Origin of the sequence: Nonomuraea sp. B19D2 (genome assembly GCF_040137845.1) — a bacterium.
Classification (GTDB): domain Bacteria; phylum Actinomycetota; class Actinomycetes; order Streptosporangiales; family Streptosporangiaceae; genus Nonomuraea.
The window spans coordinates 1-25,109 of record NZ_JBEFAK010000071.1 but is presented as its reverse complement, the minus strand read 5'-3'; the positions used below and the strand labels follow the sequence as shown (position 1 = coordinate 25,109).

Genomic DNA, 25,109 nt, shown 5'->3' with positions numbered 1-25,109 from the left:
ATATGCCAGAACGGCAGCGCCGAGCAGCATCCCCCACAGCGAGAACCGGGCGCCCGTGCAGCACCGGCACCCATGACGGCTCAGGCGGGCCTGCGGCGGCCGGAGACCGTCCCGGCGGCCGAGCGCTCGCTCGACCAGCTGGTGAGCGCCGCGCGTGGCGCGCAGCAGGAGCTGGACGTGCTGCTGCGGGTGCTCGACGAGGGCAGCACGGCGCAGACGCCCACGCTGGGCGCCCTCGGCGCGCTCGTGCACACATGGCGGGTGCAGGCGACGCTGCCCGCCACGCAGGAGCTGGCCCGCCTCTCGCCGCGGACCCGGGTCGTCGTGGTCACGACGTTCGAGAACGACCAGCTCGTCCGGGGCGCGCTACGCGCGGCCGGCTACGTGCTCAAGCGCTCCCCCGCAGCGGACCTCGTCACCGCGATGCTGGACGTCCTGGACAAGTTGGGCGCGAGGGACCGTACCCAGGCCGTGGTGCGAGCTTACGGCCTGGGCATGGTCCTGGCGGGCGACTAGAGGCCGACCTCCACTCCGCCCTCCGCCACCCGTACCGGATAGACCGGCACGGACACCGCGTCCTCGTCCAGGCACCGCCCCGACACCAGCGAGAACACCTGCTTGTGCAGCGGCGATGCCACGGTCGGCTCGCCCTTCCTGGTGCCGACGATGCCGCGTGAGAGCACGTACGCGCCGCTGAACGGGTCGAGGTTGTCCAGCGCGTGCAGCGTGCCGTCGTAGGTGCGGAAGATGGCCACCTGCACGCCGTTCACCAGGGCGCAGACGCCGCGTTCCGGCAGCATGGCCTCGTATTCGCAGATCCGCGTCCAGCTCATCGGGCCATCACCGGCTTGATCTGGCCGCGCTCGCTGGCGAAGACGATCGACGGGTCGGGCACGCCGGGGGCGTTGACGAAGCTGACGAACCTGCTCAGCTTCTCGGGGTCGTCCAGGGTGGCCGCCCACTCGTCGGCGTACGTGGCGATGTGGTGCTCCATCTGAGCGTCCAGGTCGGCGCAGATGCCGAGCGAGTCTTCCATGATCACCTCGCGGAGGTAGTCGAGCCCGCCGTCCAGCGACTCGAGCCAGGCGGCGGTGCGCTGCAGCCGGTCGGCCGTGCGGATGTAGAACATGAGGAATCTGTCGATGGTCCTGATCAGCTCGTCCGTGCTCAGGTCCGTGGCCAGCAGGTCGGCGTGGCGGGGCTTGAAGCCGCCGTTGCCGCCGACGTACAGGTTCCAGCCCTGCTCGGTGGCGATGATCCCGAAGTCTTTCGACCTGGCCTCGGCGCACTCGCGGGCGCAGCCGGAGACGGCCGACTTGAGCTTGTGCGGCGAGCGCAGGCCGCGGTAGCGCAGCTCCAGCGCGATGGCCAGGCCGACCGAGTCCTGCACGCCGTAGCGGCACCAGGTCGAGCCCACGCACGACTTCACCGTGCGCAGAGCCTTGCCGTAGGCGTGGCCCGACTCGAACCCGGCGTCCACCAGCCGCCGCCAGATCTCCGGGAGCTGGTCGATGCGGGCCCCGAACAGGTCGATGCGCTGCCCACCGGTGATCTTCGTGTAGAGGCCGAAGTCGCGGGCCACCTCGCCGATCACGATGAGCTTGTCGGGGGTGATCTCGCCGCCGGGGATGCGCGGCACGACCGAGTACGTGCCGTTCTTCTGCATGTTGGCGAGGTAGGCGTCGTTGGTGTCCTGGAGCGCGGCCCGCTCGCCCTCGAGCACGTGGCCGTTGTGCAGGGAGGCCAGGATCGAGGCGACGGCCGGCTTGCAGATGTCGCAGCCCCTGCCGTGGCCGTGCTCGGTGATGAGCTGGGAGAACGTGGTGATCTTGCGGACCCGTACGATGTCGAAGAGCTCGGCCCGCGAGTACGTGAAGTGCTCGCACAGCGCCTTGCTGACCTCGACGCCCGACTTCTCCAGCAGCTGCTTGAGCATCGGCACGCAGCTGCCGCACGTCGTGCCGGCGCGCGTGCAGGCCTTGATGCCGGGCACGTCGGTGACGCCCTTGTCGGCGATGGCCGTGCGGATGTCGCCCGCGCACACGTTGTTGCACGAGCACACCTGCGCCTCGTCGGGCAGGTCCAGGGTGGCCCCGGCGCCGCTGAACAGCAGGTCGGACGGCGCGGCGGGCAGCTGTTTGCCCACGAAGGGCCGCAGGGAGGTGTACGGGGAGGCGTCGCCCACGCAGATGCCGCCGAGCAGCGTCTTCGCGTCGTCGCTGATGAACAGCTTCTTGTAGACGCCGCCCACGGGGTCCATGTAGGTGACGTCGAGCGCCCCCGTCATCGCCCCGAACTGCGCCACCTCGACGCCCAGCAGCTTGAGCTTCGTGGACATGTCGGCGCCCTCGAAGGCCGAGGCGCCGCCCATGATCCGGTCGGCCGCCACCTCGGCCATCGTGTTGCACGGCCCGACCAGCCCGTAGACCATGCCGCCGACCAGCGCGCACTCGCCGATCGCGTAGATCGAGGGGTCGGAGGTGAGCATCGAGGAGTCCACCACGATGCCGCCCCGATCGCCCACCTCGAGCCCGGACGACCTGGCCAGCTCGTCCCGCGGCCTGATGCCTGCCGAGAAGACCACGACCTGCGCGTCCACCAGCGTCCCGTCCGGCTTGCGCAGCCCCACGACCTGGCCGTCGTCGCCGGCGACGATCTCCTGCACGCCGGCCCCGGCGTGCACGCTCAGCCCGAGCCCCTCGATGTGCGACTTCAGCACCGAGCCGCCGCCCTCGTCCACCTGCCGCGGCATCAGCCAGGGGCTCATCTCGACGATGTGCGCCTTCAGCCCGAGCGCCCGCAGCGCGTCCGCGGCCTCCAGGCCGAGCAGCCCGCCGCCCACCACGACGCCCTCGACCGCGTCCTTGGCGGCCACCCTGATGGCGTCCAGGTCCTCGAGGGTCCGGTAGACGAAGGCGTGCTCGGCGCCGGGCACCGGCGGCACGAACGGCGCCGACCCCGTGGCCAGCACGAGCACGTCATAGGACTCGGTGCTGCCGTCCGCGAGGGTGACGTAACGGGCGTCCCGCTCGATCCCGGTCACGCGGCTGCTCAGCCTCGTCACGACACCTGTGGGCACCTGGTAGGTGAGGTCCTCGGCGGTGATGCCGGACAGATAGGAGGTCAGGGCCACCCGGTCGTACGCCGGGCGCGGCTCCTCCCCGATGACGGTGATCCGGCCGTCGAAGCCCTTGTCCACCAGGGTTTCGACGAGCCGGTGGGCCGTCGGCCCGTACCCAACGACGACGATCCTGCTCATACGGAAATCCCTTCCTGCTCGCACAGCCAGCCGACGATGCCCTCCACGGCGTCGCGGCAGGTGCCGCATCCGGTCGTGGCCCTGGTCGCGGCCGCCACTCCGGCCACGTCGCGTGCCCCGGCCTCCCAGCACGCCCTGATCTGGCCCTTGGTCACGTTGTTGCACTGGCAGATCTTGGCCGCGTCCGGTATCAGCGTCGGACTTTCTGCCACCGGCGCCGTCGACAACCCCGGGAACAGCAGCCCGGCCCGGTCCCCCGGCACCGGCGCGCCGCGGTCGAAGAGTTGGGTGAGCGTGCCCACGGCGTCGCTCTCGCCCAGCACGATCGCGCCGACCAGCCGCCCGTCGCGGATGACGAGCTTGCGGTACGTGCCGCGGGCCCGGTGGCTGAAGCGCACCACCTCCGCGTGCTCCTCGGTGAGCTGGGTCTCGCCCATCGCGGCCAGCTCGACGCTCCTGGCCTTGAGCCTGGTGACCAGCCTGGAGCCCCGGTAGAGCGCCTTGCCGCCGGTGATGACGTCGGCGGCCACGGTGGCCTGCTCCCAGGCGGGCGCGACCAGGCCGTACACGGTGCCGTCATGCTCCGCGCACTCGCCGATGGCGAAGATCGACGGGTCTTCGGTACGCAGCTCGTCGTCCACGACGACCCCGCGGCGCACCTCCAGGCCGGCGTCGGAGGCCAGCCCGGTGACGGGGCGGACGCCGCAGGCCAGGACCACGAGGTCCGCCTCGACCAGCTCGCCGCCGGTCAGCCGGACGCCGTCCTCCGCCACCGACTCGGCGCTGACGCCGGTGCGGATGTCCACGCCGAGCCCGGCCAGCGTCTCGCCGAGCACCTCGCCCGCCTCGACGTCGAGCTGGCGTTCCATGAGGTGCCCGGCCAGGTGCAGCAGCGTCACGGGCAGCCCGCGTCCGGCCAGCCCGCGGGCCGCCTCGATGCCGAGCAGGCCGCCGCCGACGACCACGGCCCTGCGGGCCTGCTGCGCGGCCTCCATGATGCGCTCGCAGTCGTCGAGCGTGCGGAACGGGATGGCCCGCTCCACGCCGGGGAGCGGCGGCACGATCGCCTCGCTGCCGGTGGCCAGGACCAGCAGGTCGTACGGCTCGCGCCGCCCGCCCTCGGTCACCACGTGCCTGGTCTCCCTGTCGATGTGGGCGACCGCGTCGCCGAACGCGGCCTCGACGTGGTGTGCGTCGTACCACGAGGAGTCGATCAGGCGCACCTGATCGGGGCGCGAGCTGCCGGCCAGCACGTTGGACAGCAGCACCCGGTTGTACGGCTGGCGCGACTCCGCGCCGAAAACAGTGATCTTGATGTGCGGGTCCCGGTCGCGTACCTCGCTGACCAGCCGCGACCCGGCCATCCCGTTGCCGACGACGACGAGCCTCATCATGAGTCCCTCTCCACCCTGACCGCGCAGACCTTGAACTCCGGCATCCTCGACGTCGGGTCCAGCGCCGGGTTGGTGAGCCGGTTGGCGCCCTCCCAGTGGAAGGGCATGAAAACGGTGTCGCGCCTGATGGCGTCGCTGATCCTGGCCACGGCCTTGCCTTCGCCCCTCCTGCTGCTGACGCGCACGATGTCCCCCGGCGAGATGTCGAGCTCCTCGGCGAGGTCCGGGTGCAGCTCGACGAACGGCTCGGGGGCGGCCTGGACGAGCGACGCGATCCTGCGGGTCTGGGCGCCGCTCTGGTAGTGGGCGAGCACCCGGCCGGTGCTCAGGTAGACCGGGTAGTCCTCGTCGGTCTCCTCGGCCGCGGGCCGGTGCTGGACGGGCACGAACCTGGCCCGGCCGTCCGGAGTGGCGAAGGAGTCGAGGAACGGGCGCGGCGTGCCGGGGTGCCCGGGCTCCGGGCAGGGCCAGAAGACGCCCTTCTCGGCGGCGATGCGCTCGTAGGTGATGCCCGAGTAGTCGGCGAGCCCGCCCTTGCTCGCCCGGCGCAGCTCGTCGAAGATCTTGACGGGCTCGGTCTCGAAGCGGTGCCCGAGCCGTTCGGCCAGTCCGGCGATCACGTCGAGGTCGCTCCTGACGCCCTCGGGCGGCGCTACGGCCTGGCTGCGGAGCAGGACGCGGCCCTCGAGGTTGGTCATGGTGCCGCTCTCCTCGGCCCACTGCGTCACCGGGAACACCACGTCGGCCAGCGCGGCGGTCTCGGACATCACGAAGTCGCAGGTCACGAGCAGGTCCAAGGAGGCGATGCGCTCGGCCACGTGCTCGGCGGCCGGCGCGGAGATCACCGGGTTGGACCCGAACAGCAGCAGCGCCCGCGGCCCGCCCGGGGTGCCGAGTGCGTCGAGCAGCTCGTACGCCGACCGCCCGGGCCCCGGGAGGCTGTCCGCGGGGACCCCCCACACGCCGGCCACGTGCTCCCGGGCCGCCGGGTCGTCGATCTTGCGGTAGCCGGGGAGCTGGTCGGCCTTCTGCCCGTGCTCCCTGCCGCCCTGTCCGTTGCCCTGGCCGGTCACGCATCCGTACCCGGAGCCGTGCCGGCCGGGCAGGCCCAGCGCCAGTGCCAGGTTGATGAACGCGCTGACCGTGTCGGTGCCCTTGGCGTGCTGCTCTGCGCCGCGCCCGGTCAGGATGTAGGCGTTGCCCGCCGCGGCCAGTGCCCTGACCGCCTGCCGCATCCGGTAGACCGGCACTCCGGTGATCCGCTCCACCCGCTCCGGCCACCAGGAGGCCAGCGACGTGCGCACCTCCTCGAAGCCGGTGGTGCGGGCGGCCACGTACGCCTCGTCCACGAGCTCGTCCGCGATGGCCAGGTGCAGCATCCCGAGCGCCAGGGCCAGGTCGGTGCCGGGCGTGGGCTGCAGGTGCAGCCAGGCCAGCTTGGCCGTCTGCGTGCGCCTCGGGTCGATGACGATCACGCGCGGGCCGCTCAGGTGGCGCACGAACGGCGGCATGGTCTCGGCGACGTTCCCGCCGGCCAGGAGCACCACGTCGGCCTCGGGCAGGTCGGTGATGGGGAACGGCATGCCGCGGTCCATCCCGAACGCCTTGATCGAGGCTGCCGCGGCCGACGACATGCAGAACCGGCCGTTGTAGTCGATCTGGCTCGTGCCCAGCGCGACCCGGGCGAACTTGCCGAGCGTGTAGGCCTTCTCGTTCGTGAGCCCGCCGCCGCCGAACACGGCCACGCCGTCGGGGCCGTGTTCGGCGCGGATGGCGGCCAGCCGCTCCGCCACGTAGTCGAGGGCGACGTCCCACTCCACGGGCTCGCCGTGCAGGAGCGGGGCGGTCAGGCGCTCGCCGTTGGTGAGCAGCTCGCCCGCTGTCCAGCCCTTCTGGCACAGCGCGCCCGAGGCGTTGGCAGGGATGTCGGTCCTGGGGCTGATGGCCAGCCCCGGGCCGATCTCCATGCCGCACTGGAGCGCGCAGTACGGGCAGTGAGTTCTCGTCACGTCAGACCCGGGCATAGGCGAGGCTGGCCACGACCGAGGAGCCGACCTTGCGGGTGTAGCACCACCAGGTCAGGGCGAAACAGGACACATAGAAGGCCCCGAAGGCGAGGAAGGCGGGTGCCGGGGTCCCGGCGGCGGCGAACGACATCCCGAACGCCCGGTTGATGAGGAATCCGCCCAGTGCTCCGACCGCCGAGATGATGCCGATGGCGGCGGACGCCTGGCGCTTTCCGTACAGCAGGCTCTCCTCGCTCTCGCCGCGCTCGGCGATCGCCTTGGCCTGGAAGATGGCGGGGATCATCCGGTACGTGGAGCCGTTCCCGATGCCGGCGGTCACGAACAGGAGCTGGAAGGACAGGAAGAACAGCCAGAAGTTGCCGGCGGAGCTGGCCAGCCAGACCAGGAGCACGCCGCCGCCCATCCCGGCGAAGTTCCACAGCGTGACGGGGGCGCCGCCGAGCCTGTCGGCCAGCCAGCCGCCCACCGGCCTGATCAGCGAGCCCAGCAGCGGCCCGACGAACGCCACCGCGGCGAACGGGGCCTCGGGGAAGAGGCTCTTGCTGAGCAGCGGGAAGGCCGTGGAGTAGCCGATGAACGAGCCGAACGTCCCGATGTACAGGAAGGACATGATCCACGTCTGAGCCTTGCCCGCCACCGCGAGCTGCTGGCGCGGGTCGGCCTTGGCGCTGGTGAGGTTGTCCATGAAGAACCACGCGCAGGCGCCGGCCACGACGACGAACGGGATCCAGAACCATCCGGCGGCGGCCAGGCCGAACGCGCCGATCACCAGCGGCATGACGAGCTGGACGGAGCTGACGCCGATGTTGCCGCCGGCCGCGTTCAGGCCCAGCGCGACCCCCTGCTTCTTGCGGGGGTAGAAGTAGGTGATGTTGGCCATGCTGGAGGCGAAGTTCCCGCCGCCGAAGCCGGCCAGGGCCGCGATCACCAGGAAGAGCCAGTACGGCGTGGCCGGGTTGCTGACCGCCACCCCGAGCAGCACGGCGGGGATGAGCAGCAGCATCGAGCTCAACACGGTGAAGTTGCGCCCGCCGAACTTGGCCGGGCCGAACGTGTAGGGCACGCGTAGCACCGAGCCGACCAGGTTCGGCAGCGCGACCAGCCAGAAGAGCTGGTCGGTGGAGAACTCGTAGGCCCCCATCTTGGTGGCCACGATGCTCCACAACGTCCACACGGTGAAGCCGAGGTGCTCGGCGAAGATCGAATAGATCAGGTTGCGCCGTGCGACACGCTTGCCTGAACTCTCCCAGAAGGCTGGGTCATCGGGGTGCCACTCAGCGATCCACCGCGCCATCGAACTCTCCTACACTCGGCGTCCGGGGATCTCCAAGGTAGGAAGGGCTCGTTACGCACTTTGACAATCCGTGGCTGTGCGTTCGTTACGAGTGATTCACCGCTGTAACAAGCCACGCACAAGCGTCACGGACGAAACATGTTCGTAATGATCAACTGTTGTCCGCGGAAACATCGGCGTCGCTTGCGTCACTGTAGGTGACCTCAGTCCTGGCGGGCGCCCAGGCGCTGGAGCGGCTCGTCGGTCAGCCGGTACTTCAGCCACTCGTCCTGACGCACCGCGCCGAGCTTGTCGTAGAAGCCGATGCTGGGCTCGTTCCAGTCGAGGACCGCCCATTCGAGCCGCTGGTAGCCGCGCTCGGCGCAGATCGCGGCCAGCTCCCGCATGAGCGCCAGGCCGTGGCCGCCGCCGCGGTGCTGGGGGCGTACGTAGAGGTCCTCCATGTAGATGCCGTGCACTCCTCGCCAGGTCGAGAAGGTGAGGAACCACAGCGTGAAGCCGACCACCTCGCCGTTCTCCTCGGCGATGTGGACGAACGCGGCGGGGCGGTCGGAGAAGAGTGCGGCGTCGAGCTGCTGCTCGGTCACCCGGACCTCGTGTGCGGCCTTCTCGTACTCGGCGAGCTCACGGATCATGCTGACGATCTGCGGCACATCTGCGGGCGTGGCGGGTCGAATCATGCCGTTCAGTCTGGAGTGGACCCCGCCGAGTACGCAAAATGGGCACCACGGTGAGCGCCGTCGCGCCCCTCGGCCAGGGTCCACGTGACCATCCTGGACACTGTTGCCTATGGAAAAACGCACGTTGGGACGGACAGGACGCCAGGTGGGCATCGTCGGCCTGGGCGCGTGGCAGCTCGGCGCCGACTGGGGGCAGGTGACGGAGGACGACGCCGTCGCCACCCTGAGTGCCGCCGTGGACGCGGGCGTCACCTTCATCGACACGGCCGACGTCTACGGCGACGGGCGCAGCGAGCAGATCGTCGGCCGCTTCGCCAAGGACCGGCCGGAGCTGACCGTGGCCAGCAAGATGGGCCGCCGGCTCGAGCAGCTCCCCTCGAACTATGTGATGTCCAACTTCCGTGCCTGGAACGAGCGCTCCCGGCGCAACTTGGGCGTGGACACCATCGACCTGGTCCAGCTCCACTGCCCGCCGACTCCGGTGTACTCGACGGACGCGGTCTTCGACGCCCTTGACACGCTGGTGACCGAGCAGAAGATCGCGGCGTACGGGGTCAGCGTGGAGACGTGCGAGGAGGCGCTGACGGCGATCGCGCGGCCGGGCGTGGCGTCCGTGCAGATCATTCTCAACGCGTTCCGGCTCAAGCCGCTGGAGCAGGTCCTGCCCGCCGCCCGCGCCGCCGGGGTGGGCATCATCGCCCGGGTCCCCCTCGCCAGCGGCCTGCTGTCCGGCCGGTACGACGAGCACACGACCTTCGGCCCGGACGACCACCGCAACTACAACCGGCAGGGAGAGGCGTTCGACGTCGGTGAGACCTTCTCGGGCGTGGACTTCGGCACCGGCCTGGAGGCGGTCCGCCGCCTGGCCCCGCTGGTGCCCCCGGGCGTGACGATGGCCCAGTTCGCCCTCCGCTGGATCCTGGACCAGGCGGGCGTCTCGGTGGTCATCCCGGGCGCCCGCAACCCGGCCCAGGCCACCGCCAACGCGTCCGCGGCGGCCCTGCCTCCGCTCGACGCCGCGACCCTGAAGGCGGTCCAGGAGGTCTACGACGACCTGATCCGCCCCCAGGTTCACCACCGCTGGTAGCGCTCAGGGGCGGATGAATCCGTTGACGACGAGCGGGAGCGAGGCGTCCAGCCCGGCGACATTGAGCACTCCGTCATCATCCGGGTCGCCGATCGAGTAACCGGCGGCGGTCATCGCGGCGACGACGACGCGGGCCTGCGCGTTGATCTTGCGGCGGTAGGCCTTGAGGGCCTGGGTCGGGTGGGCGGGGCCCGCCCAGGTCTCGTTGTCGGTGTTGCCGGTCCAATAGACCGTCCCGCTCCGGCGTGCGAGCCATGTCCCACTGGGCGTTGTGGGACACCATACGACGCCGTCATACTCGACGATTTCCATTTTGAATGGACGGGCATCGATATTGGTAGCATGCTGCACTGGCGCGAATTGCGCGGAACGCAGCTTCCCGACCTCCCACTGGCGATTGTGGTCGTTGTTGATCTCCGTCAGCGTCGTCGGGTGGCCACCGAGTATCAGCGCCGCCTGGAATGCCTCCGCCCGGGCACGGCTCGTCTGCGCCAGCCGATTACGTCGGTTGAAACCGTCGCCATCGAATGACGTTTCGATGTAAAGGGTAAGCTGCGCAGGCGTGAGCAGGCGAAGGAAGTCGGTGGACACTACCTTTTCAGGCCGCGTCATCCAGTCGAAGAATGGCGCGGAAGCCGCCTGATTCATGTGCCAATACGACGTACCACACTCGCGAGTGGAGCGACGCCAGGCCGGACGCCCCGATCCCCTGATCGACCGCATGTCACCGTCGAATTCCGGCCCGATGTAGTTACGCAAGGCCAGGTCGATCCGTGTGCAGTGATCCGGGTGCACGACGTGCGACTGGGCAATCTTGATGGCCACAGACTCCTTGATGTGCCCCTCAGTCCAGATCCAGGCCATCAGCTCCACGAAGGCATCGGCGAACTTCGGGTGCTGAGGGGCATCAGCATTGGGTGCCGCACGCTGGATGTAGTCCACCGCGTTCAGCGTCTCCGACGTCTTCCACCTGCGTCCCCAGGACGAATTACCCCGGTGCCTGACGGGCCAGCGATGGTCCAATGTCGTGAGCGACGAGTGTCCTCGGCCCTCCATCCGCATCATCGGCCGACGCATGGGGGGAAGCACGTTGACCGCTCTCACCGGCTCCCAACGAGCCACACCGGTCTCATGATCCAGGGTATAGACCTCATCACCCGCGTTCAGCTTGTCGAATGTCCGCCAACCATTCGCGGTGAAGATCTCGGTAGCCTCATCCGTGCAGAACGCCACAATCCCATCCACGCTGAGCTGCCTCTCGGACGTCCAGGTGAACGGCAGCGACAGGTCGGTGCCGCCACCGAGGTCCCGCCAGGAGGCGATCTCCCACAGGTTCGTACTTGGGTTCACCTTCGACGCATTGACCATACGGCCGGGGATGGTGCACGTCTGCGGGGTGGCGATCGTGGAGACCGCTGCGAGGGGATCACGAGCCATTGCTTGCGCTCCTTGTCAGCCATACAGGCAGCACTGATGTGGTGGCTCCTACCGGATTGCCCAGCAAATGGGCGCCAGGGGCAAGGGGGGTCCCTGGCAGGAATCGAACCTCCAACGGTAGTGATCAGCGTGCTGAATCACACTGATTATTGGGCGCCTCCGGGACGTGAGACCCCTGTGACCGTGCGGTGAGGCAGCGGTTGCCGGGCAGGAGGACGCGCCGCGATTGTCGGTGGCGGGGCGTAGCGTCGCGGCTGTGAATCGTACCGACCGGCTCTACGCGCTCGTCGAGGACCTGCGCGCCATCGCGCCCCGCTGCCGCTCCGCACGCGAGCTGGCCAAGCGGTTCGAGGTGAGCGTGCGGACGATCGAGCGCGACATCACCGCCCTGCAGGAGTCAGGAGTGCCGATCTACGCGGAGCCGGGCCGCAAGGGCGGTTATGCCATCGACAAGAAGATGACCCTCCCCCCGCTCAACTTCACCCCGGCCGAGGCGGTGGCCATCGCGGTGGCGCTCAGCCAGGCCGGCGACCAGCCGTTCGGCCGGCAGGCGCGCAGCGCGTTACGCAAGGTGGTGGCCGCGATGCCGGGGCCCGAGGGCGAGCTGGCCAGGGAGCTGGCGCGACGGGTGCAGCTCGTCCACCTGCCGCCCGAGCCCGGCGCGCAGACCCAGCCGCTCGGCGCCGAGGGGATCTCCCGGGCCATCGAGGAGGCGCTGTTGCGGCGGCGCGTGCTCCGGCTCGACTACGCCGACGCCAAGGGCATGCTGACCTCGCGCGACGTCGAGCCGGGCGTGTTCCTCGGCGGCCGGGGCGGGTTCTGGTATCTCGTGGCGTGGTGCCGGCTGCGCGATGACGTGCGGGTCTTCCGGCTCGATCGGATCGCCGCCGCCACCGTGACCGCCGAGCGCTGTCCCGACCGGCCGCTCGAAGGCTTCGCCCCCGACGTGCCCGAGATGATCGTGCACGGCACTGTGCTCGATTAGTCAACCGAAAACACCGACATAGGGTTGTCGCCAACCCGTTAGATCGTTGTCTTGTTCGAGAAAAAACAGTTGGAGACGACGATGGACAACACGGTGACCTGGTTCGAGGTGGCGACCGACGACCCCGAGGGCGCGCAGGCGTTCTATGGCGGGCTGTTCGGCTGGACGTTCGCCCGCGACGAGGGGGCGCTCGACTACCGGTTGATCAACTATCCGGGCGGTGAGCGGCCCGCCGGCGGGCTGTTCAACACCAAGGGCGAGTTCCCCGCGCATGCGATCTTCCACGTGGAGGTTGCCGACGTCGAGGCGACCTGCGCCAAGAGCGAGTCGCTCGGCGGCAAGGTGATCACGAAGGTGATCGACGACGGCGCCGGCACCGACTTCGCCTACCTACGTGACATGTCGGGCAGCGTCTTCGGGATCTTCCACCGAAGGTGATCGGCGACGTCACGACACCTGGATGATCATCCGTTCGCGGGCCGGAGGGAGCGCCTTCCCCGCCGACTCCGGCATCCGGACGGTTCGCTTCGCACAGAGCGGTTCACCCGGCCCTGGACACGCCGCCGATCGCCGAGCGGCGGCGCGTCCAGGGCCACCCAAGCTCAGAAAGCTGCCGTGGCCAGCCAGCGGTTGAGGAGGTCCGCGTCGCCGTGGACCGTGAGCGCGTCGGGTGAGCGCCGGCCGTACAACAGGAGCAGCAGGTCCTGGGCCTTCCCCTGGACCGCGCTGTCGCCCTTGGCGTGCCCGCGCTCCCAGGAGATCTTCCCGGCCGGGCCCTGGGTGATGGTCCACTCGCCGTCGGCGTCGGTCGCGTGGAGGTGGATCGTGGCCCCCTCCACGCCGAGCTCCGCCAGCCGCGGGGTGATCCAGCCGGCGGACGGCAGGTTGTGCAGAAACTCCTCGACGCCGTCGATCGCCACCTCCGCCGGGATGACCGGGTCGATGCCGAGCGCCAGCTCCGCGTCGGCCCGGTGGATCACCAGCTCGAAGACCATGCGGCGCGGCCACCAGGACGCCTGCCGGTCAGGGCCCCACGTCCACACCGCGAGCGACGGGTCGGTGGTGCGGAGCGTGTCGAGCAGTTCGGCGGCCCCCGCGGCCAGCCAGGCCGCGTCGCCACTTCGGCCCTCGGCCAGCCCGCTGGACACCTGGCGCGACCAGATCCGCTCCTGGACCTGGTTACGCAGCACGTGGACGACCCAGCGATGGGTCTGGCCGACATGCGTGACCAGGTCGGCCAGCGTCCATCCCGGGCACGTGGGCACCGGGACGGACAGGTCCGTGGCCAGGGCGCCGAGGCGCGCGGCCTCTGTGTCGATAAGCGAGTCGTACGTCACAGCGCCACACTAGACGGGGGCCGGATCAGGCCGCCGGGCAGGTGGCGCCCTTCGCCGGGAGCTTGCCGTCGATCAGGAACCCGTCGACGAGTCCCTGCACGCACTTGCTCCCCGACAGGTAGGCCCCGTGCCCCTCACCCTCGTACGTGACCAGGGTGGCGGTCTTGAGCTGGGCCGTCAGCTTGGGCGCCCACTCGTACGGCGTGGCGGGGTCGCCCCTGCCGCCGACCACGACGATCGGCGCGGACCCCGTGGCGTTCACGTGCCGTGCCCCATCGCTCCCCTTCACCGGCCAGAACCGGCACAGCCCGCCCGAGCCCTCGCTGCCGAACAGCGGCGAGATCTTCATGGCGGCCGCCTCCGTGCGCCGGATCTCCTGCTCGCTGGGCCGTTCGGAGGTGTCCACGCAGGTGATGGCCGGGAAGCTGGTCATCTGCGTCGAGTACTTGCCGTCCTCGGCGCGGCCCGTGTAGGAGTCGGCCAGGTACATCAGCGCCTCGCCCCGGCCCTTGAGCGCCTCACTGAGCGCCTGCTCCAGGAACGGCCAGGTCAGCTCCGAGTACAGCGCCGCCGCCACGCCCGTGCCGGCCAGGCCCTGGGTGAGCTCGCGCCCGCGGACCGTCATCGGCTTGTCGGTGAGCTGGTTCATCAGCTTCTCGATGTTCGCGTTGGCGGTGGCCTGGTCCTTGCCGATGTCGCACTTGTTCTTGACGCACGCCCGCAGGAAACTCTCGTACGCCCGCTGGAACCCCCGCGTCTGCACCAGCGTCCGCTGCTCGAACGTCACCGTCGGGTCCAGCGGCGCGTCGAGCACCATGCGGCCCACCTTCTTGGGGAACTCCGTGGCGTACACGGCGCCGAGCTGCGTGCCGTACGACATGCCGACGTAGTTGAGCTTCGGATCGCCCACCGCGGCGCGGATCCTGTCCATGTCGCGGGCGGCGTTCACGGTGCCGACGTACGGGAGGATCTTCCCGGAGTCCTGCCGGCAGAGCGCCGCGAACTGCTTGTTGGCCGCCGCGGTATCCTGGTGCGTCTGGTTGTCGACGGGCAGGGTGTCCAAAGAGGTGTACCTGTCCATCTCGGCGGTGTCGCCGCAGCGCACCCCGGAGCTGCGCTGGACGCCGCGCGGGTCGAAGCTGACCAGGTCGTAGCGGTCGCGCAGCGCGGTGAGCGCCTTGCCGGCCTGGTCGAGGGTGTCGACGCCCGAGGCGCCGGGGCCGCCGAAGTTGAACACCACCGAGCCCAGTTTCTTGCCCTTGCCCGTGGCCGCCAGCTTGATGAGCGCCAGCTCTATCTTCTCCCCGTCGGGCTTGGCGTAGTCCAGGGGCACCGCGAGCTTGCCACACCGTACGGACGAGTCCTGGCGGGCCGGCGGCTCGCCGTCAGGGCGCTTGATGTCGGTGCACGGTCCCCAGTTGATCGTGTCAGTGTGCGCCGTGGACTGCGTGGCGGGCTCGGCGGCCGGAACTGTGGAGCAGCCGGCGGCGGCCGTCATGAGCAGGGCGGCGGCTAGGACGCGTCGCATAGAACAGATTTCCCCTCGTCTCTCAGGGGGAAGTAGTGCCCACAATACGGGACTGGGCACCATACCCGGGTGAGGCGGCACGTACCCCTCCTCAACGTGCCGCCTCACAGGCCTATCGGCGTGGGCGCCGAAAATGACGGCGCCCCCGCGAAAGGATCTTCGCGGGGGCGCCGCTCGTGGATGACTCAGACGCCCATCGACTGGGTGTCGTTGCTCTCCGCGCCACCGGCCTCGGTGACGCCGTTCTTGAGGTGGTAGCGGGCGATGGCCTCGCGCAGCACCTCGCCGTCGAGCTCGCCCCGCTTGACCAGGCTGGTCAGCACGGCCAGCGTGATGGAGGCGGCGTCCACGTGGAAGTGCCGGCGCAGCGCCGAGCGCGTGTCGGACAGGCCGAACCCGTCGGTGCCCAGCGAGGACCAGTCACCCGGCACCCACTGCGCGATCTGGTCCTGCACGGCCTTCATGTAGTCGCTGACGCCCACGAACGGGCCCTGCGCCTGGGAGAGCGCCTGGGTCACGTAGGGGACCCGCTGCTCGGTGTCGGGGTTGAGCAGGTTGTGCTCCTCGCAGGCCATGGCCTCGCGGCGCAGCTCGGACCACGACGTCGCCGACCACACGTCGGCCGACACGCCCCAGTCCTCCGCCAGCAGCCGCTGCGCCTCCATGGCCCACGGGCCCGCCACGCCCGAGGACAGGATGTTGGCCTTCGGCCCCTGGGTCTGCGGCCCTTCCGCGAACTTGTACAGGCCCTTGAGCAGGCCCTGCACATCGAGGTTCGCGGGCTGGGCGGGCTGCAGGTAGGGCTCGTTGTAGACGGTCAGGTAGTAGAAGACGTCTTCCGGCTGGTCGCCGTACATCCTCCGCAGGCCGTCCTTGACGATGTGGGCCACCTCGAACGCCCAGGACGGGTCGTAGGAGACCGCGGCCGGGTTGGTCGAGGCGATGAGCGGCGTGTGGCCGTCCTCGTGCTGCAGGCCCTCGCCGTTCAGCGTGGTGCGGCCCGCGGTGGCGCCGAGCAGGAAGCCGCGGCCCATCTGGTCGCCCAGCTGCCACATCTGGTCGCCGGTGCGCTGCCAGCCGAACATCGAGTAGAAGATGTAGACCGGGATCATGTGCTCGCCGTGCGTGGCGTAGGCGGACCCGGCCGCGATGGCCGAGGCCATCGAGCCCGACTCGCTGATGCCCTCGTGCAGGATCTGCCCCTGCACGGCCTCCTTGTACGACAGCAGCAGCTCCCTGTCGACGGCCTCGTACGTCTGGCCGTGCGGCGAGTAGATCTTCGCCGTCGGGAACATGGCGTCCAGACCGAACGTACGGGCCTCGTCCGGGATGATCGGCACGAACCGGTGGCCGATCTCCTTGTCGCGCATGAGATCCTTCAGCAGCCGCACGAACGCCATCGTGGTGGCCACCTGCTGCTTGCCCGAGCCCTTGGCGAAGCCGCCGTAGACCTCGTCGCCGGGCAGCGTGACCGGCTTGGCGCGCACGACCCGCTTGGGCAGCACGCCGCCGAGCGCCGCGCGGCGCTCCTTCATGTACTGGATCTCGGGGTCGTTCTCGCCCGGGTGGAAGTACGGCGGCAGGTCGCCCTCCAGCGCCGAGTCCGGGATCGGCAGGAAGAGCCGGTCGCGGAACTCCTTCAGCTCGGCCTTGGTGAGCTTCTTCATCTGGTGGGTGGCGTTGCGCGCCTCGAAGTCCTTGCCCAGGGTCCAGCCCTTGATGGTCTGGGCGAGGATGACGGTCGGCTGGCCGACGTGCTCGCGGGCGGACTTGAAGGCCGCGTAGACCTTGTGGTAATCGTGGCCGCCGCGCGACAGCTTGCGGATCTGGTCGTCGGTCAGGTGCTCGACCATCTTGCGCAGGCGCGGGTCGGAGCCGAAGAAGTGCTCGCGGATGTAGGCGCCCGACTCGACGGAATAGGTCTGGAACTGGCCGTCGGGCGTGGTGTTCATCTGGTTGACCAGCACGCCGTCGACGTCGGCCGCGAGCAGCGGGTCCCAGTCGCGGCCCCACACGACCTTGATCACGTTCCAGCCGGCGCCGCGGAAGTACGACTCCAGCTCCTGGATGATCTTGCCGTTGCCGCGTACCGGACCGTCGAGCCGCTGCAGGTTGCAGTTGATCACGAACGTGAGGTTGTCGAGCTCCTCGCGGGCCGCCAGGCCGATCGCGCCGAGCGACTCGGGCTCGTCCATCTCGCCGTCGCCCAGGAACGCCCACACGTGGCTGCGGCTGGTGTCCTTGATCTGCCGGTTGAGCAGGTAGCGGTTGAACCGCGCCTGGTAGATCGCGCCGATCGGGCCGAGGCCCATGGAGACCGTCGGGAACTCCCAGAAGTCGGGCATGAGCCGGGGGTGGGGATAGGAGGGCAGGCCGTGGAAGCCGTGCGACAGCTCCTGGCGGAACGCGTCGAGCTGGGCCTCGTTGAGCCGGCCCTCGAGGAAGGCGCGGGCATAGATGCCGGGCGCCGCGTGCCCCTGGAAGAAGACCTGGTCGCCGGACTCGCCGTGGTCCTTGCCGCGGAAGAAGTGGTTGAAGCCGACCTCGTAGAGCGAGGCGGCCGAGGCGTAGGTGGCGATGTGGCCGCCGACGTTGGTGCGGGCGTTGGCCCTGGACACCATGATGGCCGCGTTCCAGCGGATGTAGGCGCGGATGCGGCGCTCGACGTGCTCGTCACCCGGGAACCAGGGCTCGCGCTCCGGCGGGATGGTGTTGATGTAGTCGGTGCTCCGCAAACCCGGCACGCCGACCTGGTGCTCGCGCGCCCGCTCCAGCATGCGCAGCATGAGATAGCGGGCTCTGGTGCGGCCTTCGGTCTTGACGACGTTGTCGAGAGACTCGAGCCACTCGTTGGTCTCGCTGGGGTCGACATCAGGCAGCTGGCTGGGTAGGCCGTCGCTGATGATCGAGAATCGCTGGCGTCCGGAAGCCACTGGGTCTCGCCTTCCGAGGATGACTGATGTCTGGTCTTGTGGGTCTAGCCCTGCGGGTCGCCTTCCATCCTGGTCGCTAGCCGTAGAAAACGCATCTCTACTGGCCGGTAACCAGGTGTCCCTGCTGGCAGAGACGATCAGATGGCCTAGACCACCGATGGTAGGACGAATCGCCCCCAAAGGTTACATCGCGGGAGCAATTTAACAAGACAGGAAAACAGACGAAATTTCGCTCGAATGTCCCCTAGCCCGCTGCCCGTACTCTCCACTCTCCCCCGCAGACGGGAGGTTCTCACCCGCGACAGCGCGATGTGACCGAGGGAGTCTAACCGCCACCCCTCCCGGTACGGCTCCGCGGGGCCGGTCCACCGTCACCCCAGAGCCTCGTCCAGCGGGACGAGGCCCTGCTGGAGCGCGAAGATCGCGGCCTGGGTGCGGTCGGCCACACCGAGCTTGGCCAGGATGCTGGAGACGTGCGTCTTGACGGTCTCCCTGCCCATGCGCAGGTCCCTGGCGATCTCCGAGTTCGACCGCCCCCTCGCCAGGGCCGAGAGCACCTGCCGCTCTCTGGGGGTGAGCAGGTCGAGCGGCCGCGGGCGCCCGCCCTGCCGTACCTGCCCGAGCAGCAGCGCGGCGATCCCGGGCTCCAGCACGCTGCCGCCGCGGGCCGCGGCCCGCACGGCCGCCACCACCCGGTCGACCGCGGTCGTCTTGGACAGGTACGACAGCGCGCCCAGCCGTACCGCCTCCACGACCCTGTCCTCCTCCTGGAACGAGGTCAGCACGATCACCGCGGGCCGCTCGGCCTGCCCGCGCAGCCTCTCCAGCACCGCGAGCCCGTCCATGACGGGCATGACCAGGTCGAGCAGCACCACGTCGGGCCGGAGCCCGCGGACGGCGTGCAGCGCCGCCGCCCCGTCGCCGCTCTCGCCGGCGACCTCGATCCCCTCCTCCTGCTCCAGGACGAACCGCAGCCCCTGGCGCACCACCTCGTGATCATCGACGATGAGGACGCGGATCGTCATGGCAGGCTCGCTCTCACTGTTGTGCCGCTCCCGTCGCTGTGGATCTCCCATCGGCCGCCGAGCTCCGCCACCCGCTCGCGCATCAGCGCCAGGCCCATGCCGTGCTTGGCGGCCACGCCGGAGGGGTCGAAGCCGTGGCCGTCGTCCGACACCTCCACGGTGACCGGGCCGCCGTCGCGGCTCAGCCGTACCGTGATCTTGGCCGGCTCCGCGTGCTTGATCGCGTTGCCGAGCGCCTCCTGGATGAGGCGGAGCACGGCGTGCTCGGCCGCAGGCGACAGCGCGACCTCCGCCAGCACGGCCTCGACCTCGACGCCGAGCCGCGTCTCGTACGCGTGGCAGAGCTCCTCCAGCGCGGGCAGCAGGCCCGCGTCCTCCAAGGCCACCGGCCGCAGCTCCAGCAGCAGCGCCTGCATCTCGCGCATCGTGCGGGCGGCGGTGCGCTCCATCGCCTCGGCCTGTTCGCGCAGGGCGTCAGGCGCGGCCCTGCGCATGCCCCCGGCCAGCAGGCTCAGCGAGAACAGGTCCTGGGAGATCGAGTCGTGCAACTCCCTGGCGATCCGGCCGCGTTCGGCCTGGCGGGCCTCCGCCCGCGCGGTCAGCCTGGCCGCCTCGACCGCCGCGCCGAGCCGGTCGGTCATGACGTTGAACGAGCGCTCAAGCGTGCTCACCTCGTCGGCGCCCGCGACCTTGACCCTGGGCCGGAAGTCACCCCCGGCCACGGCCGTCGTGACCTCGGCCAGCCTGCGTACCCTGCCCGTCAGCCGGCGCGTGCTGAGCAGGCCGAACACCAGCCCGACCGGCACCACCAGCCCCAGCGCCAGCAGCCCGGGCGCCAGCAGAGGCAGGAGCGAGCCCAGGACCGGCGCGGCGGGCGCGGCCTCCGCCGGGGCCTGGACGTAGACGTACCCGATGATCTGCAGGCCCACCGGCGTCTTCACGGTCACGGGGCTGAAGTGCCAGACCGCCGAGCCTGTCCTGGTCCTGGCCCTGCCGCCGCCTCCCTCGCGGCCCGGCAGCGGGACGTCCAGGCCGCCGTCCACCCCGTAGATCTCCGGGGCCGAGCTGGCGACGATCACGCCTTCCGGGTCGACGAGCATCTCCAGCATGGCGAAGCCCGGCTCGGGCGGGCCGGCGCCGCCCACGAGGGTTCGCCGCTGAGCCCTCGACATCGCCTGCTGCAGGAGATCACGGCCCGAGGCATCGGGCAGCGGCGGCGGCAGCCTGGCCGCCTCCTGGCTGAGCACCTCGGCGTCCCGTCCCGCCTGGTCCCGCAGCACCGAGGCCAGGTCGGTCGCGTTGGTCTGCGGGATCACATACAGGGCCACGATCACGGCCTCGACCAGCACCACCGCGGCGGCCGTGACCAGCACGTACGACGCCGCCATCCGGCCGCGCAGCCCGAAACGCCACATCAGCGCAGCGTAACGTTTCGGTCATCTTTCTTCCTCCCCCCGTAGGGGGAGCAAAAGTTGCGAATCACTCTTTTCGTACGGCTTTCCGCGTACCAATGTGGGAGGTATGAATGCTGCGGTAGGAGACCGGCTCCTGGTGCACGGGCATATCGTCGGCGAAGGGGACCGGAGTGGTGTGATCATGGAGGTCCAGGGCCCCAACGGCGGACCTCCCTATATGGTGCGCTTCGACGATGGGCACACTGGGCTGGTGTTTCCCGGTCCGGATGCTGTCGTGGTGCATAAGTAAGATTTCCCTGTGAGATCTGAAATCATCTCTGTGGCCACGGGGTCACGAGAGACGGTGCACGACATCACGGGCGAATGCGCTGATTTCGTGCGTGCGCAGGGCGAGGACGGGCTGCTGCACATTTTCGTGCCCCATGCGACCGCCGGCGTGGCCCTGCTCGAGCTGGGCGCGCGCAGCGACGACGACCTGATCGCCGCACTGCGCGACCTGCTGCCGCCCGATGACCGCTGGCGTCACGCCCACGGTTCGCCTGGTCACGGACGGTCGCACGTCATGCCGGCGCTGATCCCGCCGTACGCCACCGTCCCCGTGCTGGGCGGGCGATTGGCGCTCGGCACGTGGCAGTCGATCGCACTCGTCGATCTGAACGTCGACAACCCGCAACGCCAGGTTCGCCTGTCGTTTTTGTCTGATTGATTCCGGCCGACTACGGCCGTACCCGTGGCGACCGTTGACGACTGAGGGTCACAGCGTGTGGACTGTGCCGAAGCGATAAACCGCATAAGCGGGGCCACTCAAGCAGGAGGGATAAACGTGAGCGCGACCGCGGGTCAGGCGCAGGGCGAGCGCGGCCTGGCCGAACGGCTCGGCCTCAAGCCGGGTCAGGTGGTGCAGGAGATCGGTTGGGACGAGGACGTCGACGACGAGCTTCGCGACTCCATCGAGGACCTGACCGGTAACGAGCTGCTGGACGAGGAGAGCGACGACGTCGTCGACGTGGTGCTGCTGTGGTGGCGCGACGGCGACGGGGATCTCTTCGACGCCCTCAGCGACGCCATGCGAGCACTCGCCGAAGGCGGCCAGATCTGGCTGCTGACTCCCAAGGCCGGGCGCGAGGGCCACGTGGAGCCGAGCGACATCGGGGAGGATGCCGCCACCGCGGGTCTCTCGCAGACCAGCAGCATCTCCGCCGCACCCGACTGGTCCGGGACCAGGCTCGTCACGCCCAAGGGCAAACGGTAGGGAGCCGGAGCGCCTTCCGTGCGGCAGGATGATGCCTGTGAACGCACATCCTGCCGAGGTCGGCGCCCTGGCTCCGGATTTCGAGCTGCAGGACCAGCACGGCACCCCGGTGAGCCTGTCTCAGTTCCGGGGCTCCAACGTCGTGCTGGTCTTCTACCCGCTTGCCTTCAGCGGGATCTGTCACGGCGAGCTGTCCGCGCTGCGCGACCAGCCACTGGAGGGCGCACAGCTGCTGACCGTCTCGGTGGACTCCGTGTTCACGCACCGTGCGTGGGCGGATCGCGAGGGTTATACCTTTCCGCTGCTCTCCGATTTCTGGCCACACGGACAGGTCGCGCGGGCGTACGGTGTGTTCGATGAGACGAAGGGGGTCGCTCTTCGGGGGACCTTCGTCATCGACGGCGAGGGCGTGATCCGGTGGTCGGTGGTCAATCCGATCGCCTCCGCACGTGACGTCGCCGACTACGTGAAGGCACTCGCCGACATTTCTTGACTTCGGAGGGAACCATGCCCTGCTACCGATGCGGGGCCCGGCAGACCGACCCGGTGCGCGGCGCCAGCCCGTGGCAGCGCGGGGTGCGCAAAGAGACCCAGGTGTTGATCTGCCCGGACTGTCAACGACTGCACGACCTCGACCTGGACTCGTGCTCGACGTGCGGGTCGGCCGCGCTGATCTGCCGGCTGGGCGAGGTGGAGTGCCGGTCCTGCGGGGCCGTGCGGATGGCCCGCTCGGACGCGCTCACGGCCTCTTCCGTGGCGCCGCCGCCCGGACTGTCGGCGGAGGTTGAAGCGGCCCTCAACCGCGTCCTCGGACGCGCCTGAGGGCTCCTGGCGCCGGTACGGGCCGGGACTCTTTCCAGACATCCAGCTGAGCTGCGCTATCGTCTCTTTCCGTGTCCGCAATGAGTTCGTTCGTCGTCGCGCTCGACGTCGGTGGCACGTCCATGAAGGGCGGCCTGATCAGCGAGTCCGGCGCGGTGCTGCTGAGCGAGCGGCGCCCGACCCCCCGAGCGGAGGGCCCGGAGGCGGTCGTGGCCGCCATCTCCGGCTTCATCAGCCACCTGGCCTCCTCGGGCGACGGCATCCCGGCGGGCGTCGGCCTGGCCGTACCCGGGCTGGTGTCCGACAACGCCGCCGTCTACGCGGCCAACCTGGGCTGGCGCGACGTCCCCGCCGCGAGCTTCACCAGCCTGGACATCCCGGTCCTGCTCGGCCACGACGTACGCACCGGCGGCCTCGCCGAAAGCATCCTGGGCGCGGGCAGGGGCCTGTCCGACTTCCTGTTCCTCCCCATCGGCACGGGAATCGCCGGCGCCTCGATCATCCGCGGCGAGCCCTACGGCGGCTCCTCCGGCTGGGCCGGCGAGATCGGCCACACCCCGGTCTTCCCGGACGGGGAGCAGTGCGCGTGCGGCCAGTTGGGCTGCCTGGAGACGTACGCCTCGGCGGCCTCGGTGGGACGCCGCTACAGCCAGCGAGCCGGCGTGGAGGGCGTCAAGGCGGAGCAGGTGGTCTCCTCCGACGACCCGATCGCCATAGAGGTCTGGGACGAGGCCGTGGAGGCCCTGTCGCTGGCCCTGGCCACGTACACGCTCCTGCTGGACCCCTCGGTGATCGTCCTCGGCGGCGGCCTGGCGGAAGCGGGCCCCGCCCTCTTCGACCCGGTACGCACCCGCCTCGTCAAGCGCCTGGCCTTCCGCGAGGCACCCCCCTTGGTCCCGGCGGCGCTCGGGGTGGACGCGAGCATGCTCGGCGCGGCCCTCCTGGGCTGGCGCGCCGCAGGCCGCCCAGAACTGGGGCCTGGGTGGGCGGTGGATGTGCGATCGGGCCCTGTGGTGTCGTAAGGTGTAGTGCCGATCAGGGGCGGTTAGCTCAGCGGTAGAGCACTCGCCTTACAAGCGAGGGGTCACTGGTTCGAACCCAGTACCGCCCACCAGCAGAAAGAGCCCCGTCTCCGATCATGGAAACGGGGCTTCGTGCCATTAACGTGCCATTAGCTGGAGCGAGAGAGCCCTGATGAAGATCCATTGGGGTTGTTGGCGATCTTCACGTTCATCGCGTCGGCGATCCTGCGGTCAGCCTCAGCCGTGCTGTGCTGGTAGATCAGCGCCGCCCGGACCGAGTCATGCCCCATGCGCTGCATGAGATCTTTGAGACTCGCGCCGGAACTCGCTGCGATCGTGTTCCCGGTGTGTCGGAGATCGTGGAAGTGCAGGCCCGGAAAGCCGATCTTTCTCGTGTTCTCGTCCCACTTGGCCGCGCGCCGGAAGTTGCTCCGACGGAGGATGCCGCCCCGTGAGCCAGTGAAGATCAGCGCGTCGGCCTCTGGGGCGGTGAACTGGTCAAGGTGGTCGCGGAGTGCCGGGATGATCGCTTCCGGGATGGCGACCGTACGGACTCCCGCGCGGGACTTGGGCGGGCCGACGAGGAGTTCGCCCGTGTCGAGCTCGACATGCTGTTGCCGAACGCTGACGGTCTGGGCCGCGAGGTCGAGGTCCATCCGCCGCAGGGCTGCTACTTCGCCCCAACGCAGGCTGGCGAAGGTGGCGAGGAGGACCAGGGCGCGAAGACGTACCGGCATCAGGTCAGCCAGCTCGAACACCTTCGCCACGGTGAGGGCCGGCCGCTCTTCTGGCTTCTCCTCGCCCGCTCCCCGGATACGGCACGGGTTGCGCGGGATGATCTGATCATCCGCCGCCGTCATGAGCACGGCCCGCAGGAAGCGGTACGCCTTGGCTACCTCGGACTCGCCGATGCCGTTGCCGAGCAGCAAGGCCCGCCACTCCCGAACCGCAGCCGTGTCCAGCTTGCCGATGGGCATCCCGCCCAGGTGGGGGCGGATGTAGCGCTTGAGCAGGCCCTTGTAGATCTCGACTGTCCGAGGTCGGAGGTTCGTCCGCTCTGAGATCCAGTTATCGGCGTAGTCGCCAAGCTTCACCTTGGCCCGTTGAGGATCAGTCCAGTCCCCCGTGGTCAGCTTGGCTTCGATCAAGGACAGTGCCTTGTCGGCGTCGCGTTCCCGCTCGTAGGTCTTCTCACCCACTCGGATCTTGCCGTCAGGTCCTGGGGAGCGGATCTGAAATCTTCCGGATGGGAGCTGACGAATGCTCCCGAAGCGCCGCTTGCCTGGCCTGTTCGCCATCACGCAGCCCTCCCCAGGTCCTCAGTTGCCGAAGGATCTTGGCCGTCTGCTTGGGCTTGGAGTTGGGCCATGTGGGCGCGCCACCGTTGCCGTTCGGCCACCGTGCGGAGAAGCCGGACGACAAGAGGCGGCACGTTGGCGTCTCCGGCCGGGATGGGCTTCCAGACGTTGTTGCGCGACAGGGCTCTGGGCTCTGGATCAAAGTTTGTGAAGCGATCGGCGATCGACCAGAGCCGCGGGAGCTCTGGGGTTCGAGTGGCAGCTTGACGATCCAGCCGGGCGGCTTTACTGCTCTTGAACGAGTTCTCGTTGGG

The 25,109-nt window shown here is 69.5% G+C and carries 24 protein-coding genes and 1 tRNA gene; 11 read left to right on the top strand and 14 right to left on the bottom strand.

Features of this window, described 5'->3' with window-relative positions; translation table 11 throughout:
* Positions 1-72: 72 nt before the first annotated feature.
* Entirely contained in the window at positions 73-516 is a 444-nt protein-coding gene (locus ABN273_RS54850; protein ID WP_349457715.1) for a response regulator, read from the top strand.
* On the opposite strand, the gene nirD is transcribed toward ABN273_RS54850, so the two are convergent.
* The 6 genes from nirD to ABN273_RS54820 form a co-directional block, all read right to left on the bottom strand.
* Complete coding sequence (gene nirD, locus ABN273_RS54845; protein WP_349457714.1) at positions 513-833, bottom strand: nitrite reductase small subunit NirD; 321 nt, start codon at positions 831-833, stop codon at positions 513-515. The genes ABN273_RS54850 and nirD overlap by 4 nt on opposite strands.
* Positions 830-3,259, bottom strand: a complete 2,430-nt coding sequence (gene nirB, locus ABN273_RS54840) for a nitrite reductase large subunit NirB (RefSeq protein WP_349457713.1) — start codon at positions 3,257-3,259, stop codon at positions 830-832. The genes nirD and nirB overlap by 4 nt, the downstream gene beginning before the upstream one ends.
* A complete protein-coding gene (locus ABN273_RS54835) occupies positions 3,256-4,653 on the bottom strand; it encodes an FAD-dependent oxidoreductase (protein ID WP_349457712.1) in 1,398 nt (465 codons plus the stop codon). The genes nirB and ABN273_RS54835 overlap by 4 nt, the downstream gene beginning before the upstream one ends.
* A complete protein-coding gene (locus ABN273_RS54830; RefSeq protein WP_349457711.1) occupies positions 4,650-6,662 on the bottom strand; it encodes a molybdopterin oxidoreductase family protein in 2,013 nt (670 codons plus the stop codon). The genes ABN273_RS54835 and ABN273_RS54830 overlap by 4 nt, the downstream gene beginning before the upstream one ends.
* 1 nt (position 6,663) lies before the next feature.
* Complete coding sequence (locus tag ABN273_RS54825) at positions 6,664-7,974, bottom strand: MFS transporter (RefSeq protein ID WP_349457710.1); 1,311 nt, start codon at positions 7,972-7,974, stop codon at positions 6,664-6,666.
* Between the two features lie 203 nt (positions 7,975-8,177).
* The gene (locus ABN273_RS54820; RefSeq protein WP_349457709.1) at positions 8,178-8,654 is read right to left on the bottom strand and encodes a GNAT family N-acetyltransferase; all 477 of its coding nucleotides are present in this window, start codon (positions 8,652-8,654) and stop codon (positions 8,178-8,180) included.
* Between the two features lie 109 nt (positions 8,655-8,763).
* Between ABN273_RS54820 and ABN273_RS54815 the strand changes: the two genes are divergently transcribed.
* Entirely contained in the window at positions 8,764-9,741 is a 978-nt protein-coding gene (locus tag ABN273_RS54815) for an aldo/keto reductase (RefSeq protein WP_349457708.1), read from the top strand.
* Between the two features lie 3 nt (positions 9,742-9,744).
* Here the strand turns inward: ABN273_RS54815 and ABN273_RS54810 are convergent, their stop codons facing one another.
* Positions 9,745-11,178 carry a Hint domain-containing protein gene (locus tag ABN273_RS54810; RefSeq protein ID WP_349457707.1) on the bottom strand — a complete coding sequence of 478 codons (1,434 nt, stop codon included), beginning with the start codon at positions 11,176-11,178 and terminating at the stop codon, positions 9,745-9,747.
* A gap of 256 nt (positions 11,179-11,434) precedes the next feature.
* Here ABN273_RS54810 and ABN273_RS54805 point away from each other — a divergent pair, with 256 nt between their 5' ends.
* Together ABN273_RS54805 and ABN273_RS54800 are read left to right on the top strand one after the other, a co-directional pair.
* Positions 11,435-12,163, top strand: coding sequence for a helix-turn-helix transcriptional regulator (locus tag ABN273_RS54805; RefSeq protein WP_349457706.1), 729 nt, complete (start codon positions 11,435-11,437; stop codon positions 12,161-12,163).
* Positions 12,164-12,244: 81 nt separating this feature from the next.
* The gene (locus tag ABN273_RS54800) at positions 12,245-12,601 is read left to right on the top strand and encodes a VOC family protein (RefSeq protein ID WP_349457705.1); all 357 of its coding nucleotides are present in this window, start codon (positions 12,245-12,247) and stop codon (positions 12,599-12,601) included.
* 164 nt (positions 12,602-12,765) lie between these two features.
* Here ABN273_RS54800 and ABN273_RS54795 read toward each other — a convergent pair whose 3' ends face one another.
* From ABN273_RS54795 to ABN273_RS54775, 5 genes are all read right to left on the bottom strand, one after another.
* Positions 12,766-13,500, bottom strand: coding sequence for a maleylpyruvate isomerase family mycothiol-dependent enzyme (locus tag ABN273_RS54795; protein WP_349457704.1), 735 nt, complete (start codon positions 13,498-13,500; stop codon positions 12,766-12,768).
* 25 nt (positions 13,501-13,525) lie between these two features.
* Positions 13,526-15,028: an alpha/beta hydrolase gene (locus ABN273_RS54790; RefSeq protein ID WP_349457703.1), complete on the bottom strand. Its 1,503-nt coding sequence runs from the start codon at positions 15,026-15,028 to the stop codon at positions 13,526-13,528.
* Positions 15,029-15,213: 185 nt separating this feature from the next.
* Positions 15,214-17,961, bottom strand: coding sequence for a pyruvate dehydrogenase (acetyl-transferring), homodimeric type (gene aceE / locus ABN273_RS54785; RefSeq protein WP_349457702.1), 2,748 nt, complete (start codon positions 17,959-17,961; stop codon positions 15,214-15,216).
* Positions 17,962-18,332: 371 nt separating this feature from the next.
* Positions 18,333-18,986, bottom strand: a complete 654-nt coding sequence (locus ABN273_RS54780) for a response regulator (RefSeq protein ID WP_349457701.1) — start codon at positions 18,984-18,986, stop codon at positions 18,333-18,335.
* The gene (locus ABN273_RS54775) at positions 18,983-20,401 is read right to left on the bottom strand and encodes a sensor histidine kinase (protein ID WP_349457700.1); all 1,419 of its coding nucleotides are present in this window, start codon (positions 20,399-20,401) and stop codon (positions 18,983-18,985) included. The genes ABN273_RS54780 and ABN273_RS54775 overlap by 4 nt, the downstream gene beginning before the upstream one ends.
* 106 nt (positions 20,402-20,507) lie before the next feature.
* On the opposite strand from ABN273_RS54775, the gene ABN273_RS54770 reads away from it, so the two are divergent.
* The 7 genes from ABN273_RS54770 (at position 20,508) to ABN273_RS54740 (ending at position 23,589) form a co-directional block, all read left to right on the top strand.
* Positions 20,508-20,690 (top strand): DUF1918 domain-containing protein, encoded by a 183-nt coding sequence (locus tag ABN273_RS54770; RefSeq protein ID WP_349457699.1) that lies wholly within the window; start codon positions 20,508-20,510, stop codon positions 20,688-20,690.
* A gap of 9 nt (positions 20,691-20,699) precedes the next feature.
* Positions 20,700-21,107 (top strand): secondary thiamine-phosphate synthase enzyme YjbQ, encoded by a 408-nt coding sequence (locus ABN273_RS54765; RefSeq protein ID WP_349457698.1) that lies wholly within the window; start codon positions 20,700-20,702, stop codon positions 21,105-21,107.
* 117 nt (positions 21,108-21,224) lie between these two features.
* Complete coding sequence (locus ABN273_RS54760) at positions 21,225-21,653, top strand: DUF3052 domain-containing protein (RefSeq protein WP_349457697.1); 429 nt, start codon at positions 21,225-21,227, stop codon at positions 21,651-21,653.
* A 31-nt stretch (positions 21,654-21,684) separates the two neighbouring features.
* Positions 21,685-22,146, top strand: coding sequence for a peroxiredoxin (locus ABN273_RS54755; protein WP_349457730.1), 462 nt, complete (start codon positions 21,685-21,687; stop codon positions 22,144-22,146).
* 14 nt (positions 22,147-22,160) lie between these two features.
* A complete protein-coding gene (locus ABN273_RS54750; RefSeq protein WP_349457696.1) occupies positions 22,161-22,475 on the top strand; it encodes a hypothetical protein in 315 nt (104 codons plus the stop codon).
* A gap of 80 nt (positions 22,476-22,555) precedes the next feature.
* The gene (locus tag ABN273_RS54745) at positions 22,556-23,497 is read left to right on the top strand and encodes an ROK family protein (RefSeq protein ID WP_349457695.1); all 942 of its coding nucleotides are present in this window, start codon (positions 22,556-22,558) and stop codon (positions 23,495-23,497) included.
* A 17-nt stretch (positions 23,498-23,514) separates the two neighbouring features.
* A tRNA-Val gene (locus ABN273_RS54740) sits at positions 23,515-23,589 on the top strand.
* A 57-nt stretch (positions 23,590-23,646) separates the two neighbouring features.
* Here the strand turns inward: ABN273_RS54740 and ABN273_RS54735 are convergent.
* Positions 23,647-24,795 (bottom strand): tyrosine-type recombinase/integrase, encoded by a 1,149-nt coding sequence (locus ABN273_RS54735; RefSeq protein WP_502911320.1) that lies wholly within the window; start codon positions 24,793-24,795, stop codon positions 23,647-23,649.
* Positions 24,795-25,109: hypothetical protein (locus tag ABN273_RS54730; RefSeq protein WP_349457693.1), on the bottom strand; the 315-nt coding region annotated here is incomplete at its 5' end. The genes ABN273_RS54730 and ABN273_RS54735, both read right to left, overlap by 1 nt.